Source organism: Vibrio celticus (genome assembly GCF_024347335.1).
GTDB classification, from domain to species: Bacteria; Pseudomonadota; Gammaproteobacteria; order Enterobacterales; family Vibrionaceae; genus Vibrio; species Vibrio celticus.
This window is the reverse complement of the sequence record NZ_AP025463.1, coordinates 2,588,744-2,605,314: the sequence shown is the minus strand read 5'-3', so window position 1 is coordinate 2,605,314 and position 16,571 is coordinate 2,588,744. Positions and strand designations below refer to the sequence as shown.

The 16,571-nt window shown below is 44.7% G+C and carries 13 protein-coding genes and 1 pseudogene; 10 read left to right on the top strand and 4 right to left on the bottom strand.

All coding sequences use genetic code 11. The features are described 5' to 3' along the window. Nucleotides 1-20: 20 nt before the first annotated feature. A complete protein-coding gene (locus OCV19_RS11680) occupies nucleotides 21-419 on the bottom strand; it encodes a thioesterase family protein (RefSeq protein WP_065676667.1) in 399 nt (132 codons plus the stop codon). A gap of 346 nt (nucleotides 420-765) precedes the next feature. Here OCV19_RS11680 and OCV19_RS11675 point away from each other — a divergent pair, with 346 nt between their 5' ends. The 3 genes from OCV19_RS11675 (at nucleotide 766) to OCV19_RS11665 (ending at nucleotide 3,945) form a co-directional block, all read left to right on the top strand. Then, nucleotides 766-1,761, top strand: coding sequence for a TRAP transporter substrate-binding protein (locus OCV19_RS11675; RefSeq protein ID WP_065676668.1), 996 nt, complete (start codon nucleotides 766-768; stop codon nucleotides 1,759-1,761). A gap of 64 nt (nucleotides 1,762-1,825) precedes the next feature. Then, nucleotides 1,826-2,581: a TRAP transporter small permease gene (locus OCV19_RS11670; protein WP_065676669.1), complete on the top strand. Its 756-nt coding sequence runs from the start codon at nucleotides 1,826-1,828 to the stop codon at nucleotides 2,579-2,581. Between the two features lie 2 nt (nucleotides 2,582-2,583). Then, a complete protein-coding gene (locus tag OCV19_RS11665; RefSeq protein ID WP_017060625.1) occupies nucleotides 2,584-3,945 on the top strand; it encodes a TRAP transporter large permease in 1,362 nt (453 codons plus the stop codon). 45 nt (nucleotides 3,946-3,990) lie between these two features. Here OCV19_RS11665 and OCV19_RS11660 read toward each other — a convergent pair whose 3' ends face one another. The 3 genes from OCV19_RS11660 to OCV19_RS11650 all read right to left on the bottom strand — a co-directional run bounded on the left by OCV19_RS11660 (nucleotide 3,991) and on the right by OCV19_RS11650 (nucleotide 7,442). Beyond that, entirely contained in the window at nucleotides 3,991-4,164 is a 174-nt protein-coding gene (locus tag OCV19_RS11660; RefSeq protein WP_167352287.1) for a hypothetical protein, read from the bottom strand. A 78-nt stretch (nucleotides 4,165-4,242) separates the two neighbouring features. Then, nucleotides 4,243-5,592, bottom strand: a complete 1,350-nt coding sequence (locus tag OCV19_RS11655; protein ID WP_065676670.1) for a sigma-54-dependent transcriptional regulator — start codon at nucleotides 5,590-5,592, stop codon at nucleotides 4,243-4,245. A gap of 29 nt (nucleotides 5,593-5,621) precedes the next feature. Then, complete coding sequence (locus OCV19_RS11650; RefSeq protein WP_065676671.1) at nucleotides 5,622-7,442, bottom strand: sensor histidine kinase; 1,821 nt, start codon at nucleotides 7,440-7,442, stop codon at nucleotides 5,622-5,624. A 163-nt stretch (nucleotides 7,443-7,605) separates the two neighbouring features. On the opposite strand from OCV19_RS11650, the pseudogene OCV19_RS24910 reads away from it, so the two are divergent. The 7 genes and pseudogenes from OCV19_RS24910 to ppiD form a co-directional block, all read left to right on the top strand. Next, nucleotides 7,606-7,788 (top strand): annotated as a pseudogene (locus OCV19_RS24910) (hypothetical protein); the annotation flags it as partial. A 294-nt stretch (nucleotides 7,789-8,082) separates the two neighbouring features. Further along, nucleotides 8,083-9,381 (top strand): trigger factor, encoded by a 1,299-nt coding sequence (gene tig, locus OCV19_RS11645; protein ID WP_017106221.1) that lies wholly within the window; start codon nucleotides 8,083-8,085, stop codon nucleotides 9,379-9,381. Nucleotides 9,382-9,486: 105 nt separating this feature from the next. Beyond that, nucleotides 9,487-10,113, top strand: a complete 627-nt coding sequence (clpP, locus tag OCV19_RS11640) for an ATP-dependent Clp endopeptidase proteolytic subunit ClpP (protein WP_004736080.1) — start codon at nucleotides 9,487-9,489, stop codon at nucleotides 10,111-10,113. Nucleotides 10,114-10,194: 81 nt separating this feature from the next. After that, entirely contained in the window at nucleotides 10,195-11,475 is a 1,281-nt protein-coding gene (clpX, locus tag OCV19_RS11635; protein ID WP_009847283.1) for an ATP-dependent protease ATP-binding subunit ClpX, read from the top strand. A gap of 132 nt (nucleotides 11,476-11,607) precedes the next feature. After that, on the top strand, nucleotides 11,608-13,959 hold the full coding sequence (lon, locus tag OCV19_RS11630) for an endopeptidase La (RefSeq protein WP_065676672.1): 2,352 nt from the start codon (nucleotides 11,608-11,610) through the stop codon (nucleotides 13,957-13,959). Nucleotides 13,960-14,128: 169 nt separating this feature from the next. Then, nucleotides 14,129-14,422 carry an HU family DNA-binding protein gene (locus OCV19_RS11625; RefSeq protein WP_012604504.1) on the top strand — a complete coding sequence of 98 codons (294 nt, stop codon included), beginning with the start codon at nucleotides 14,129-14,131 and terminating at the stop codon, nucleotides 14,420-14,422. 219 nt (nucleotides 14,423-14,641) lie between these two features. After that, entirely contained in the window at nucleotides 14,642-16,507 is a 1,866-nt protein-coding gene (gene ppiD / locus OCV19_RS11620; protein WP_065676673.1) for a peptidylprolyl isomerase, read from the top strand. Nucleotides 16,508-16,571 lie beyond the last annotated feature (64 nt).

The window sequence follows — 16,571 nt, the reverse complement described above, 5'->3', positions numbered from 1 at the left end:
GTTAGACGAAGTTAGCTCGTTTATCCAAGCATCGCTTTTAATACTTCAGCGGGTACAGGCTGCAGTTGTTTGTCTTTATCTAGGCAAACCATCTCGATATCACCAATCACGGCGGGTTTGGTCGCATCTTTACGCCATACCTCTTGTCGCCATAAGGTTTTGTATTTGCCATCGAGTTCAAAAGAGGTTCGGATGTCGCAGATCTCAGCGAACTCAACCCCATCTTGAAAAGTCATGTTGGCTTTATAGACTGCAAAACCTAGTCCATGCTCATTCCACAATTCCGCCAGTTTATCGCTGCCCAAGACATGTTCGCGTGCCCGCTCGAAGTATTTAAGAAAGTTAGGGTGATAAACCACACCAGAGTGATCGGTATCTTCATAGTAAATTTGTACTGGGTGATGGTAGATCTGACTCATTAGTATCAACTCTTGGTAAGTAGTGGGACAGTAAATCTGGCTAAGTTGTGCAGCACTCTACAGGATAGGTCGAAATTACTTCAAGACATCATCGGTAATGTGGCTTTTGGTCAGACCTCATTCATTACTATTACATTGGTCAGCTTCCACCCATTTACCAATATTCTATGTGTCATTTTCCACCCATTAATTTTTGTAGCGAGTTAGCGACAACTGCAAGCAGATCTGATGAAGCCTTGTGGTTAAAGGCTTGTTAATGAATTGTGTTAATGTGGCGCGCTAATTGCCTTAGTGAAAGCACGCAGTTCCCATTGAAGGGCTGCTTTGTTTACTAAGGAGAATAATAATGTTTAAGCCTCTTACCCTGCTGTCTGTATCTGCTCTGGCGCTCACAAGTTTTAATGCTGCTGCAAACTGTGACCCTAGTGAAATAGTGATTAAATTCAGTCACGTAACCAATACCGATAAGCACCCGAAAGGCATCGCCGCTTCTTTACTGGAAGAGCGAGTAAACACGGAGATGAATGGCAAAGCTTGTATGCAAGTCTTCCCTAACTCAACACTTTACGATGATAATAAGGTACTGGAAGCCCTGTTAAATGGTGATGTTCAAATGGCGGCGCCATCGCTGTCTAAATTTGAGAAATTCACTAAGAAATACCGCATTTTTGACCTTCCTTTCCTATTTGAAGACGTAGAAGCCGTTGACCGTTTCCAAAACTCAGAATCTGGTGAAAAGCTGAAGAACGCGATGAAGCGTCGTGGCCTGCAAGGTCTTGCGTTTTGGCACAATGGCATGAAACAGATGTCGGCGAACAAACCTCTTATCAGCCCTGAAGATGCAAAAGGTTTGAAATTCCGTGTTCAAGCATCGGATGTATTGGTGGCTCAGTTTGAACAACTAGGCGCTAACCCACAGAAGATGTCTTTCAAAGAAGTGTACGGTGGCCTGCAAACCAAGGTTATCGATGGCCAAGAGAACACATGGTCAAACATCTACGGTAAGAAGTTCTTTGAAGTACAAGACGGCGTGACTGAAACCAATCACGGTATCTTGGATTACCTAGTTGTAACGTCAAACGACTTCTGGAAAGACCTACCTGAAGATGTACGCACACAGCTTGGCACTATCGTTCAAGAAGTGTCTGAGACGCGTAATGCAGAATCTTCAAAAGTTAACCTAGCGAACAAAAACAACATCATCGAAGCGGGTGGTGAGGTTCGTACACTTACGCCTGAACAGCGTGAAGCATGGGTAGCTGCACTTCAACCAGTATGGAAGAAGTTTGAAAAAGACATCGGTTCAGACCTTATCGATGCAGCGTTAGCTTCAAACCAATAACACCGCTAAGGGAGTGGCGAGTATTCGTCACTCCTTATTAAAACAATTATAAGCGGAGTCAATTATGGAAAAGCCTCAAATGGAACAACCAAATTCTAGCGAATCAGCACTGGAAACCTCTCTTTTTTCCAAAGTCGGAAGAGTTACGGATGTGATTGAAGAGTCATTAATCGCATTTTTTCTTGGCGCAATGACGCTACTTACTTTTGCCAACGTGGTATTTCGATACGCATTCAATGACAACATCTTATGGGCTCTGGAACTGACTGTGTTCATGTTTGCTTGGATGGTGTTAGTGGGCGCATCTTATGGTGTTAAAAAACACTTCCACATTGGTGTTGATGTGATCATCAACCTTGCCCCAGAAAAGCTACGCAAAGTGTATGCGCTAATCGCTGTGACAAGCTGCCTAGCATTTTCAATCTTACTTCTTATCGGTTCTTGGAATTATTGGTACCCATTCGCGACCGATCGCGCATGGTACGAGACCGACGATATTCCAATGCCAGAGATGCTTCAGTTTCTTGCTGACTGGCTGAATGAAGGCGAGCGATACGAGAAACTGCCACGTTTTATTCCTTATATGGCGCTGCCGATTGGTATGGCAATGCTGACGTTCCGTTTTGCTCAAGTTGCTTACCAAGTCGTCACAGGCAAGCTTGACCGCATGATTGCAGGACATGAAGCCGAAGAAGAGCTGGATGCGTTGAAAGCGGACGTGCTAGCGGGCTCTGACGAAGATGCGACAGCGGTATTGAATTCGACTCTGCAGAACAAAGCGAATGCGTCGAGTACAAAATCTAACGGTAAGGAAGACTAATCATGGCAATGTTATTTCTATTTTTAATGGTAATTGCTTTCATGTTGGTCGGTGTACCAATTGCAATTTCCCTCGGTTTATCGAGCGTAATATTCTTATTGATGCATTCAGATGCGTCATTAGCTTCAGTCGCACAAACGCTGTTTAATGCATTTGCAGGTCACTACACACTCTTAGCGATTCCTTTCTTTATCTTGGCCTCTAGCTTCATGTCTACTGGTGGCGTGGCGAAACGTATTATCCGCTTTGCTATCGCGATGGTGGGTTGGTTCCGCGGCGGCTTGGCGATGGCGTCGGTTGTGGCATGTATGATGTTCGCAGCCCTTTCTGGTTCATCTCCTGCAACGGTAGTGGCGATCGGTAGTATCGTTATCGCAGGTATGATCAAAAACGGTTACTCAAAAGAGTTCGCGGCAGGGGTTATCTGTAACGCGGGTACCTTGGGGATCTTGATTCCACCGTCAATCGTGATGGTGGTATACGCAGCGGCGACCGATGTATCGGTAGGTCGTATGTTCTTAGGTGGCGTGATTCCTGGTCTGCTGGCGGGTGTGATGCTGATGATTGCTATCTACATTGCAGCTCGTATTAAGAAGATTCCGGCGCAGCCATTTGTGGGCTGGGGCGAGATGTTCGCAGCCGCGAAAGATGCGAGCTGGGGCTTGTTGCTGATTGTTATCATTTTAGGTGGTATCTACGGTGGTATCTTTACTCCGACAGAAGCGGCGGCAGTGGCAGCGGTGTACGCGTTCTTCATTGCCAACTTTATCTACAAAGATATGGGCCCGTTTGCGGACAAGAACAATACAAAGCCTGCTTTGGTGAAAGTGTTCCAAACGTTTTTCCATAAAGACACCAAAGACACGCTCTATGATGCGGGTAAGCTGACCATCATGTTGCTGTTTATCATTGCCAATGCTCTGATTCTTAAGCATGTACTGACAGAAGAACGTATTCCTCAGATGATCACTGAGTCTATGCTATCTGCGGGCTTAGGTCCGATCACCTTCTTGATTGTGGTAAACGTTTTACTCTTGATTGGTGGTCAGTTCATGGAGCCATCAGGCTTGCTGATCATCGTTGCACCATTGGTATTCCCAATCGCTATTGCGCTCGGTATCGACCCAATTCACCTTGGTATCATGATGGTGGTGAACATGGAGATAGGGATGATAACGCCGCCTGTCGGGCTCAACTTGTTTGTGACCGCAGGGGTCGCGAAGATGTCGATGATGAACGTAGTAAAAGCCGCACTGCCATGGGTTGGCGTGATGTTCTTATTCTTGATTATCGTAACTTACGTGCCTTGGGTATCAACATGGTTGCCGACCACATTGATGGGACCGGAAATCATAACCAAGTAGTTATTTGGTGACATGGAATTTAACCCATAAAAAATGAGGAGGTCACTAGACCTCCTCATCTATATTTCTGCCACGATTTGAATGATGGTCTATCTGCTCATACAGAGCACGTTTTGCCTCTAATTCTGGCGTGTGTAGATCGACATGATTATCAGTATAAAAAATACCATCTATCTCGAAAGTATCGGTAATCGATGGCACTTTTGTTTTCTCACCCATAACGACTTCCTTATTATATTTATTGCATAACATCCTGTTGTCGAAATAAGTATAGGTGATCTTGCTCCCAAATCTAATTTAGTTTGGTTCTACCTTATAAGATTCTTTCGTGAGCTGGTGTTTTTGCATCTTATCGTAGAGGGTTTTCCTCGGTAATTGCAGCCTCTCCATGGTCTCTTTTATACTGCCATTGCATTCAATAAGTGCCTGCTTCAACGTGTTTTTTTCAAAGTCAGATACCAATTCTGCCAAAGACAGTTCTTGAGTAGTTTCAGTGGCGCTGTCTGATAAGTGAGAAAGCTTTCCTAAAAGCACAAAACGCTCTGCAGTATTACGTAATTCTCGAACATTTCCTGGCCAATCATGAGCCAAAAGCGCGTGCAGCTCCTTTTGTGGAAGGGCAGGGGCTGTCTTGCCATAACGCGCCGCAGCGACCAGTAAGAAGTGGTGGAAGAGTGCTGGGATATCTTCTTGTCGGCTTCTTAACGGTGGTAAATCTAGGGTCACAACATTGAGTCGGTAATAGAGATCTTGGCGGAAAGTGCCTTCTTCAGCGGCTTTCTTTAGGTCGACTTTAGTTGCCGCAATCACTCGAATGTCTAGAGGGACTAAACCATTAGACCCAACCCTTTCGATGACACGCTCTTGCAAGACGCGCAACAAGCGAATTTGTGCCTGCATTGGCATAGACTCAATTTCATCTAAGAATAGAGTTCCGCCTTGAGCAAATTCAAATTTACCCACTCGTTTGCTTTCCGCGCCAGTGAATGCCCCTTTCTCATGGCCATACAGTTCACTCTCAATCAGGTTTTCAGGGACCGCACCGCAATTGACCGCGACGAAGTTTTGTTCTCGCCTACTGCTTTGTTCATGCAGAGAACGTGCAACTAATTCTTTGCCTGTACCTGTTTCGCCAAATAGCAATATGTCGGCATTGGTATCGGCAACGTGAGTGATGATAGATCGCAGCTCCGTCATTGATTGCGTGTCACCAATGATCCTTGGACCAAGTGCTTGGCTGGCCTTAAGTGAACGTTTTAACTCAAGGTTCTCAAGGGTGAGCTGACGTTTTTCTATCGCTCGCTTGGTGGTTTCGACTAGGCGTTCATTAGCGAAAGGTTTTTCAATGAAGTCATAGGCGCCGTATTGGATGGCTTGAACGGCCATTGAAATATCGCCGTGACCAGTAATCATGATCACGGGGATCTCTTTGTCTTTGTGCATTACTGTGTTGAGCAGATCATGCCCGGATAGACCCGGTAAACAGATATCAGTGATGATCACGTGAGGTAAGCCGTTTTCTTGAATCGCGAGCAGAGCAGACTCCGCGTCGGGAAAGAATTCGGCATCAATGTCGGCGAGCTCGAAGCTCTGTTCAATCGCCATTCTTAGATCGGATTCATCATCAATGAAATAGACGTGACACATAGTGATTCCTTTACTTCTTTGTATTCTGGTTATTGCTGAGTTTTTGCTTGCTGTTCATGTCCAACAAGGGGCAACTCTATGCTGAATCGAGCCCCGCCTTGAGGGCTACTACCGGTAACGAGCTTGCCATTTATTCCGCTGATTATTTGTTGAGAAATCGATAGTCCAAGTCCAAGTCCGTTTTTCTTGGTGGTATGAAAGGGTTCAAAAAAGTTTCCGTTCGAAGGGGAGGTGAAGCCGGGGCCGTTATCATCGACATGAATCAGCAAGGTATTGGCTTGTTGATGGTCGGACTCTCTAATCTCTAACAGAATAGCTAATTGTTTGTCGTCTTGTTGTTCCATCGCCTGAATCGCGTTGGTCAGCAGGTTAATGATCACCTGTTCCAGTTGAATGGCGTTGGCGAGCACGCAAGCATCAAAGGTTTCAGGGAGCTCGTTGACCTTAACTCGTTCACTCTTAAGTTGTGGCTTCATCAACTCTTTCGATGAATGTAAAACTGGGAGTATTTGTAATGTGTGTAGCTCTTCTGCGGTGGATTTCTTGGCGAAGGAGCGAAGCTGGTGGCTGATTTTCGCCATACGATCAGTGAGTGCTGAGATTCGCGATAGATTGTCATCGACACGATCGGTTTTTTCTTTGGCAAGAAACAGTCGGCCGTTGTCGGCATAACTGCGAATCGCGGCAAGCGGGTTATTCAGTTCGTGACTGATGCTCGCTGACATCTGCCCTAGCACTGCCAGTTTGGCGGCTTGGATGAGCTCGTCTTGGGTTTGCCTCAGAACATGCTCGGTTTCGATACGGTGTTTGATCTCAACATGCAACTCTGATGTACGTTCAAGCACTTGAAATTCGAGTTTTTGCTTGGCTTCGGATTGCAGCCTGTCTATCTGTGCTCGTCTTTGTTGTCGATGGTGGTTGAGCTGCATTGTTAGATAAATAATCGCAAAGATTAGGCTCAAAACCACAAGGTAAGCAACCAAGTCCCACCAAACTAAGTGGGTCGGAGAAAATACCCGTATGGTGAGTTTTGGCTCGGCTAGGAAGCGAGAAGAGCTAAAGAACTGCTCTTGGACGAGTTTGTGTGGCGACTCAATACGACTGGTGACATTGTCTAAATCACCAGAGAAGTGCAGGCTTTCTATTTTTGTATCGAGGTACTGCCTGCTTTCTTGAATTCGAGTGTGTTGTGTTTCGCTTAGCGGCTGAAGGCTTTTGAACAGCCATTCAGGGTTACTCGACATAAATACGATCTGGTCTTTATCGTCAGCAACAAAAAAACTCTGTTTGCCTTTCCAACTTGCTTCAATCAGCGATAAATCCATCTTTACGACAATGACGCCAATAATCTCGGCGGCATAGGAGACAGGGTAAGAATAATAATAGCCTCGCTTTCCTGAGGTTGAACCTAGCGCAAAATATTGATTTTCATTACCAATAATCGCTTCTTGGAAGTAAGGACGGAAAGCAAAATTACGACGAATAAAAGAACGCGGTTGATTCCAGTTACTGGCTGCAATGGTGGTGCCGATACTGTCTAGTAGGTAGGTGTCGGATGCTTGAATCACCGAGTTTACGTGCTCTAGATAACGATTAGTGAGTTCGATTTGCGCAGAGTTACTTGGAGAGTGCAGGGCATCGACCAGCTCTTTGTCTTTTGAAAGCAGCTCGGGAATGTGCGCGAACTTATCCAATTGGCTTGAAATATGAACAGAAAAGCGGTCTAGCTTAGATTGATGATCATTTAACAAACTTTCATGGCTCGTGCTCCACACCCAATGACCGCCAAACACCATCAGTAAACTGTATGTGACCATTAACAGTATTGGGATTCTAAAAGCTTGAAACATGAAGGCTCTCCGCTGATTTCTTTGGTAAACAATCAAGCCTGTCTTCTCTCGTTTATGGTAGCAAATAGCGGTAGTTTTTGCTGAAAGCAGAGAGTGAACAGATGGATGTAGGTTAAGGGTTTGTAACGGGGATTGTTGAAAAAGTTATCGACTCTGAGGGGTAAAACAAGAGCAAGATCTCTTTTTAAGGTTTTTAGCAAAAAAAGCCCTCGATTCCCTTGAAAAAGTCGCTATTGTCCCCATTTCTGTTGTGCTAAGTGATGATTTGATCGTTTTTGTATCACTTAGTTGGACGAATTTAGAGCATTCATCATCATGCAGAGGTGAACGGCTCGACAGAGATTAAACAGATCGCTAGAATGTCGCGTCTAAAATTTCTGTCCTGAGGCTAATCGGAGATACCTTTCTTGTTTCTGAAAACAAGCTTTATTGCGTTTTAATCGACGTATAAAGAACGAAGATATCGCTGATTAGTCTGGTGTTTGGTTGAATAATCAATTCAGACATCAATGCTCGATTTTAAATTAGGTGTTCGGATAGAGCACTACACAAGGATGCAGCCAACAACGTCTGCTTTTGAATTAAAGCTAAGTTACGGCTCATATGCTCAGATTACTGAGCCAGTTTTGAGGTTTATATAATGCAAGTTACTGTTGAAACGCTAGAAGGCCTAGAGCGCCGTCTTAATATTACTGTTCCTGCTGCTAACATCGAAGATGCAGTTACAGCTGAACTACGCAACATCGCGAAAAACCGTCGTTTCGATGGTTTCCGTAAAGGCAAAGTGCCAATGAAGATGGTTGCTAAAATGTACGGCAAAGCAGTACGTCAAGACGTGATGGGCGAAGTAATGCAACGTCACTTCATCGAAGCGATCGTTAAAGAGAAAATCAACCCAGCTGGCGCACCTACTTTCGCACCAGTTGAAAACAACGAAGGCGCTGACCTAGTATTCAACGCAACTTTTGAAGTTTACCCAGAAGTTGAGCTGAAAGGTCTAGAAAACATCACTGTTGAGAAACCAGCAGTAGAAGTTAAAGAAGCTGACGTTGAAGAGATGATCGAAACTCTACGTAAGCAACAAGCAACTTGGACTGAAGTTGAAGCTGCTGCTGACGCTGGTTCTCGTGCAACTATCGACTTCGTTGGTTCTATCGACGGTGAAGAGTTTGAAGGCGGCAAAGCTGAGAACTTCCCACTAGAGATGGGCGCTGGTCGCATGATCCCTGGCTTCGAAGACGGTATCGTTGGTAAAACAGCAGGTATGGAATTCGAAATCGACGTAAACTTCCCAGAAGATTACCACGCTGAAAACCTAAAAGGTAAAGCAGCTAAGTTCTCTATCAAGCTGAACAAAGTTGAAGCTCGTGAACTTCCAGAACTAAACGAAGAATTCGTTTCTAAGTTCGGCGCTGCTGACGGCGTTGAAGGTCTTAAAGCTGAAGTTCGTAAGAACATGGAGCGTGAGCTTAAGCAAGCTGTTAAGAACCGCATCAAAGAGCAAGCTATCGACGGTCTAGTTAACGAAAACAACATCGACGTACCTTCTGCTCTTATCGATCAAGAAATCGGTGTTCTACGTCAACAAGCTGCTCAACGTTTCGGTGGCAACACTGAAGCTGCTGACCAACTTCCACGTGAGCTGTTCGAAGAGCAAGCTAAACGTCGCGTAGTTGTAGGTCTTCTTCTTGGTGAAGTAATCAAGACTGAAGAGCTAAAAGCTGACGACGAGAAAGTTAAAGCTATCATCGAAGAGATGGCTACAGCATACGAAGATCCAACAGAAGTTATTGCTTACTACGAGCAAAACGAGCAAATGATGAACAACATGCGCAATGTTGCTCTAGAAGAGCAAGCTATTGATGCAATCATCGCTAAAGCTCAAGTTTCTGATAAAGAAGTTAGCTTCAACGAGCTAATGAATCAGCAACCTGCTTAATATAGTAATATCTGACGTAGAAGGTTGACGTACGGTCAACAATTCTGCTAACAATGGTCCGTATGATTTAATCATTCGGGCCATTTATTTTAGGGACATAAGAATATGAGCTACCAAGAAAAAAATACAATGCCATCGATTATGGACGCACTAGTTCCTATGGTGGTTGAACAGACTTCCCGTGGTGAACGTTCTTACGATATTTATTCTCGTCTATTAAAAGAACGTATCATTTTCTTAACAGGTCAAGTGGAAGACCACATGGCAAATCTTGTCGTGGCTCAACTGCTTTTCTTGGAATCAGAAAACCCAGACAAAGATATCTATCTTTACATCAACTCACCTGGCGGTAGCGTAACAGCAGGCATGTCTATCTACGACACAATGCAGTTCATCAAGCCAAACGTGAGCACAGTATGTATGGGTCAAGCTTGCTCTATGGGTGCATTCTTACTAGCGGGTGGTACTCCTGGTAAGCGTCACGTGCTTCCAAACTCACGTGTAATGATTCACCAGCCACTTGGCGGCTTCCAAGGCCAAGCGTCTGATATTCAAATTCACGCGCAAGAGATCCTAACGATCAAACAAAAGCTAAACAAACTATTGGCAGAGCACACTGGTCAGCCTTTAGAAGTTGTTGAGCGCGATACAGATCGTGATAACTTCATGTCTGCTGATCAAGCAGTAGAATACGGCTTGGTGGATTCAGTTCTTAATCACCGCGGTCAATAATTGCAGGGCAATTGTTTAACGCAAAGTGATTCAAATTGATATACACTCAAGCATAGAGAGTTAAGGCTAAGAGGTTAGCGAATGACAGATAAAAGCAAAGAGGGTGGTAGCGGTAAACTGCTTTACTGCTCTTTCTGTGGCAAAAGCCAACACGAAGTTCGCAAGTTAATCGCAGGTCCTTCTGTTTACATTTGTGATGAATGTGTCGATCTTTGTAACGACATTATTCGTGAAGAAATTAAAGATGTTCTTCCTAAGAAAGAATCGGAATCGCTGCCAACGCCGCGTGAGATTCGTGAGCATCTTGACGACTATGTAATCGGTCAAGAATACGCGAAGAAAGTGCTAGCAGTTGCAGTTTATAACCACTACAAGCGTTTACGTAATGGTGATACGACAGCTGAAGGCGTAGAGCTAGGTAAGAGTAACATTCTTCTTATCGGTCCTACTGGTAGTGGTAAAACACTACTGGCTGAAACATTGGCTCGTTTCCTAGACGTTCCTTTCACAATGGCAGACGCAACAACACTAACCGAAGCAGGTTACGTGGGCGAAGATGTTGAAAACATCATCCAGAAGTTGCTTCAGAAGTGTGATTACGACGTAGCGAAAGCGGAACGCGGCATTGTTTACATCGATGAAATCGACAAGATTTCTCGTAAAGCTGAAAACCCATCAATCACGCGTGACGTGTCTGGTGAAGGTGTACAGCAAGCTCTACTAAAACTTGTTGAAGGTACAGTTGCTTCAGTTCCACCTCAAGGTGGTCGTAAGCATCCACAGCAAGAGTTCTTGCAAGTGGACACGTCTAAGATCCTATTTATCTGTGGTGGTGCGTTTGCAGGCCTAGATAAAGTGATTGAACAGCGTGTAGAAACAGGTTCAGGTATCGGCTTTGGCGCAGAAGTGCGTTCAAAAGACGAAACCAAAACTATCGGTGAATTGTTCACTCAAGTAGAACCTGAAGATCTAGTGAAATATGGTCTTATTCCAGAATTCATTGGTCGTCTACCTGTGACAACAACACTGACAGAGCTTGATGAAGAAGCGCTAATCCAAATCCTATGTGAGCCAAAGAATGCACTGACAAAACAGTACGCAGCATTATTTGAGCTTGAGGATACAGAGTTAGAATTCCGTGAAGACGCCCTACGCGCAATTGCTAAGAAAGCAATGAACCGTAAAACAGGTGCTCGTGGTCTACGCTCTATCTTGGAGGGTGTTCTACTAGAAACTATGTACGAACTGCCATCTTCAACTGATGTAAGCAAGGTTGTGATTGATGAGTCGGTAATTAATGGTGAGTCAGAACCACTGTTGATTTACAGCAACTCAGATAATCAAGCAGCTGTTGCAGAGTAGGTCTTTTTTAGACAAGTCACTCAAATTGAAAAAGGAGGTAAGCAATTACCTCCTTTTTTTTATTCTTCCATTGAATCCAGTCGTTTAAGCCCCATATACTGCTTTATAAGTTAAAGCGGAAGAGAGAAATATATGAACTTGGAACGTTCCGAGCGTATCGAAATCCCCGTGCTACCTCTACGTGATGTAGTGGTTTACCCACACATGGTTATTCCATTGTTTGTCGGTCGTGAAAAATCGATTACATGCCTTGAATCGGCAATGGAAGCTAGCAAACAAGTACTACTTGTAGCGCAGAAAGAAGCGGACACTGATGAGCCTTCAATCGACGACCTATTTAACGTAGGTACAGTCGCTACTATTCTTCAGTTACTAAAGCTCCCTGATGGTACGGTTAAAGTACTTGTTGAAGGTCAGCAGCGTGCAAAAATTCACCAATTCAAAGAAAGTGAATTCTTCCTAGCGGATGCCGAATACGTTGTTACCTCAGAACTTGACGAAAAAGAACAAGAAGTGGTTGTTCGTAGTGCGATCAATCAATTCGAAGGCTTTATTAAGCTGAACAAAAAGATTCCACCAGAGGTTTTAACCTCTCTGAACGGTATTGATGAGGCGGCTCGCCTTGCTGATACGATTGCTGCGCACATGCCACTTAAACTGGTAGACAAGCAGCACGTTCTAGAAATCTTAGATGTAACTGAACGTCTGGAATTCTTGATGGGCCAAATGGAGTCAGAAATTGACATCCTGCAAGTTGAAAAACGCATCCGTGGCCGCGTTAAGAAGCAGATGGAAAAATCTCAGCGTGAGTACTACCTGAATGAGCAAATGAAAGCGATTCAGAAAGAACTTGGCGAGATGGACGACGCACCTGATGAATTCGAGACTCTGAAGAAGAAGATCGAAGATTCTAAGATGCCTCAAGAAGCTCGTGAGAAAACTGAGCAAGAACTGCAAAAACTGAAAATGATGTCGCCAATGTCTGCTGAAGCAACAGTAGTACGTAGCTACATTGATTGGATGGTTGGCGTTCCTTGGGCTAAGCGTTCAAAAGTTAAAAAGAATTTAGCGAAAGCGGAAGAGATCTTAAACGAAGATCACTACGGCTTAGAGCGTGTTAAAGAACGTATTCTTGAGTACTTGGCAGTACAAAACCGTATCAACAAGCTAAAAGGCCCAATCCTTTGTCTTGTAGGTCCTCCTGGTGTAGGTAAAACCTCACTAGGTCGTTCGATTGCTGCGGCAACGGGTCGTAAGTACACACGTATGGCACTAGGTGGCGTTCGTGATGAAGCTGAGATTCGTGGTCACCGTCGTACGTACATCGGTTCACTTCCGGGTAAATTAATCCAGAAGATGTCTAAAGTTGGCGTTAAGAACCCACTGTTCCTATTAGATGAAATCGATAAGATGTCTTCTGATATGCGTGGCGACCCATCTTCAGCGCTTCTAGAAGTTCTAGACCCTGAGCAAAACAATGCATTCAACGATCACTATCTAGAAGTCGATTACGATCTGTCTGATGTGATGTTCGTGGCAACGTCTAACTCGATGGACATTCCTGGCCCACTACTGGACCGTATGGAAGTAATTCGCCTGTCTGGTTACACAGAAGATGAAAAGCTGAACATTGCTAAGAGCCACCTATTGGACAAGCAAGTTCAACGCAACGGTCTTAAGCCTCATGAGATTGAGATCGAAGACTCTGCAATCATCGGCATCATTCGTTACTACACACGTGAAGCGGGTGTACGTAGCCTAGAACGTGAAATCTCTAAGATCTGTCGTAAAGCAGTGAAGAACATCTTGCTAGACAGCGACCTTAAGTCTGTAACGGTTAACATTGATAACCTGAAAGAGTACTTAGGCGTTCAACGTCATGACTTCGGTAAAGCGGATGAAAGCAACCGTATTGGTCAAGTAACTGGTTTAGCTTGGACTCAAGTCGGTGGTGATCTACTGACTATCGAAACTGAAGCAATGCCGGGTAAAGGTAAGCTAACGCAAACCGGTTCACTTGGCGATGTGATGAAAGAATCGATCCAAGCGGCAATGACTGTGGTTCGTTCTCGTGCAGAAAAACTGGGTATTAACTCAGATTTCTACGAAAAGCGCGATATTCACGTTCACGTACCAGAAGGTGCTACACCGAAAGATGGCCCGAGTGCGGGTATCGCAATGTGTACTGCCTTAGTGTCTAGCTTGACGGGTAACCCTGTTAAAGCTGAGGTCGGTATGACAGGTGAAATTACCCTTCGTGGTGAAGTTTTGCCTATCGGTGGCTTGAAAGAAAAACTGCTTGCAGCACACCGTGGCGGCATTAAAACTGTACTGATTCCTAAAGACAATGAGCGTGATTTGGAAGAGATTCCAGACAACGTAATCGCTGACTTGAAGGTGATCCCGGTTCAGTGGATTGATGAAGTACTCAAAGTCGCGCTAGAACGAGATCCGTCAGGGGTCGAGTTTGACGTGAAAAAATAGTGATGCATAGCAAAAATAAGTAAAGAATTACGCTGATAGGCTCGAAAAGGCTTGTCAGCGTTTTTTTTGGACGCTAAGTTATTGATCAAAGCGGCAGCCCTTTTGCAATAAGGCTTGCGGCTAAATTAAAACCAAAATGGAACGTACAGTCATCGAGAAGTAGTCACAGATGACACATAGGGGAAAAACAGTGAATAAAACACAACTAGTAGAATCAATCGCAGAAAACGCAGACATCTCTAAAGCTTCAGCTGGCCGCGCTCTAGACGCATTCATCGAAGCAGTTGGCACAACGCTACAATCAGGCGACCAAGTTGCACTTGTTGGCTTTGGTACTTTCAGTGTTCGTACTCGTGCTGCTCGTACAGGTCGTAACCCAAAAACTGGTGAAGAGATCCAAATCGCAGAAGCTAAAGTACCTGGCTTCAAAGCGGGTAAAGCACTTAAAGACGCATGTAACTAATTTCTACGGCTGAAACCTCGGTTTTGCGAGGGGAAGGCTGTAAAATGCGTTTACTGTTTGAAAAATGATGTTTCATTCTTAAACAGTATGTGTACAAAGCACATTGAACTTATTTAAATTATGCGCATCCTACTGATGCGCATTTCTTTTTCTGATAATATCGCGTGAATAGATTTTTATTTTGAAGCCAATGCTTCATATCCGGAGAGCACTTAAATTATGATGGATCGATTACGCGAAGGCGTGAATAGCATCGCGGTAAAAATTATCCTTGGGTTGATTATCCTGTCATTCGTATTCGCAGGTGTAGGCAGCTACATCACCGGTGGCGGTAACAACGCAGCAGCTAAAGTTGGCAACACAGAAATTGCTCGTGGTGAGTTCGAACAGGCTTACCAAAACGAACGTAATCGCATGCAGTCTCAACTTGGCGATTACTTCGCTCAAATGCTTGCAGACCCTGCATACGTAGAGTCTTTCCGTAAATCAGTACTTGATCGCATGATCAACGATGTACTGCTTGAGCAGCAAGCTGAGTCTTTAGGCCTACGAATCAGTGATTCTCAAATCCGTACCATGATTCTAGAAATGCCTCAGTTCCAAACAGCTGGTCAATTCGACCAAGAAGTTTACCAATCGGCACTACGTCGTGCAGGTTTCAGCGCAGAGAGCTTCGCTGAATACATGCGTCGTGACCTAATGCGCAACCAGCTTGTGACTGCACTTCAAGGCAGTGAATTCGTTCTTCAAGGTGAAATCGATACTCAGAGCAAGCTTATCGCACAAACTCGTGACATTCGCACAGTGACACTGTCTGTTGCTGACCTTGCGAAAGGCATCGAGCTAACTGACGAACAGATCGAACAGTACTACCAAGAGAACCCTGCAGCTTACACTCGTCCAGAGCAAGCGAAGGTATCTTACATTGAGCTTTCTGCTGAAGCACTTAAGTCTCAGCTTGAAGTAAGCGATGAAGAAGCGCAGAAGTACTACCAAGAGCACCTAGATAAGTACTCAACTGAAGAGCAACGTAAAGTTAGCCACATCTTAGTTCAAGGCGATGACGAAGCGAAAGCTCAGTCTATCCTAGACGAACTAAATGCAGGCGCTGATTTTGCTACGCTAGCGGAAGAGAAATCTGACGACTTCGGCAGTGCTGACGTTGGCGGTGACCTAGGTTGGATCGAACGTGATGTGATGGACCCAGCATTCGAAGACGCGGCTTTCGCTCTTGAGAATATTGGTGACACGACTGGTCTAGTTAAATCTGATTTCGGCTACCACATCATCAAGCTCGACGAACTAAAAGCGTCTCAAGCTCAGCCTTACACTGAAGTAGCGGCAGAGATTAAGCAAGAGCTTCTAGACCAGCACGCTGTAGACCAGTTCTACGAGCAACAAACTGAGCTAGAAAAAGTAGCGTTTGAATTCCCAGATTCTCTTGATGATTCTGCAGAAGCTATCAATGCGAAGATCACAACAACAGATTTCATCTCTCAAATTGACGCTCCAGAAGTTCTGATGACGCCTGCAGTTATGCAAGCTATCTTGAGCCCTGAAGTGAAAGAAGACGGTCTAAACTCTGAAGTTATCGAAGTGGCTCCTGAGCACGTGATCGTTGTTCGTGTAGAAGAGACTCGCGACGAGACAGTTCTTCCTCTAGCTGAAGTGAAAGATCAAGTTGTCGCTGCATTGTCTGCTGTACAAGCTGAGCAACAAGCGGTTGAACTAGGTGTTTCTCTAGTGAACGAACTAAAGCAAGGCAATGAAGCAGTGCTAGCGGACAACAATCTTGAGTTCACTGAACTTGAAACGATTGACCGCAACTCTCCGTTAGCAGCATCTGTATTCGCTCTAGCGAAACCAGAAGCAGGCCAAGCTGTGTTCGGTCAATCTAAAGACCAAGACGGTAACATCGTTGTTGTTGAGCTTTCTAAGGTAACGACTGAAATCAACCCAGCTTACAGCACTCAAATTGGTGCACAGTTGGAACGAGTTGGTAACCAACAAGATCTGACTAACGTACTAAACGTACTTCGTAAAAACGCAGACGTTGAATACTACGTAGTAGGCCAAGGTCAGTAAGCATCGATTAGCCCGGTAGTTAAGCCTGTTTGGTTACTGACTACCGAGAGTCACATGCGATGGT

Excerpts from the sequence above, each read along its gene's own strand:
- OCV19_RS11655 (WP_065676670.1), bottom strand. The coding sequence starts at position 5,592 with ATGTGTCACGTCTATTTCATTGATGATGAATCCGATCTAAGAATGGCG.
- clpP (WP_004736080.1), top strand. The coding sequence starts at position 9,487 with ATGAGCTACCAAGAAAAAAATACAATGCCATCGATTATGGACGCACTA.
- clpX (WP_009847283.1), top strand. The coding sequence starts at position 10,195 with ATGACAGATAAAAGCAAAGAGGGTGGTAGCGGTAAACTGCTTTACTGC.
- ppiD (WP_065676673.1), top strand. The coding sequence starts at position 14,642 with ATGATGGATCGATTACGCGAAGGCGTGAATAGCATCGCGGTAAAAATT.
- OCV19_RS11660 (WP_167352287.1), bottom strand. The coding sequence starts at position 4,164 with ATGGGTGAGAAAACAAAAGTGCCATCGATTACCGATACTTTCGAGATA.
- OCV19_RS11650 (WP_065676671.1), bottom strand. The coding sequence starts at position 7,442 with ATGTTTCAAGCTTTTAGAATCCCAATACTGTTAATGGTCACATACAGT.
- OCV19_RS11670 (WP_065676669.1), top strand. The coding sequence starts at position 1,826 with ATGGAAAAGCCTCAAATGGAACAACCAAATTCTAGCGAATCAGCACTG.
- tig (WP_017106221.1), top strand. The coding sequence starts at position 8,083 with ATGCAAGTTACTGTTGAAACGCTAGAAGGCCTAGAGCGCCGTCTTAAT.
- lon (WP_065676672.1), top strand. The coding sequence starts at position 11,608 with ATGAACTTGGAACGTTCCGAGCGTATCGAAATCCCCGTGCTACCTCTA.
- OCV19_RS11665 (WP_017060625.1), top strand. The coding sequence starts at position 2,584 with ATGGCAATGTTATTTCTATTTTTAATGGTAATTGCTTTCATGTTGGTC.
- OCV19_RS11680 (WP_065676667.1), bottom strand. The coding sequence starts at position 419 with ATGAGTCAGATCTACCATCACCCAGTACAAATTTACTATGAAGATACC.
- OCV19_RS11675 (WP_065676668.1), top strand. The coding sequence starts at position 766 with ATGTTTAAGCCTCTTACCCTGCTGTCTGTATCTGCTCTGGCGCTCACA.
- OCV19_RS11625 (WP_012604504.1), top strand. The coding sequence starts at position 14,129 with ATGACACATAGGGGAAAAACAGTGAATAAAACACAACTAGTAGAATCA.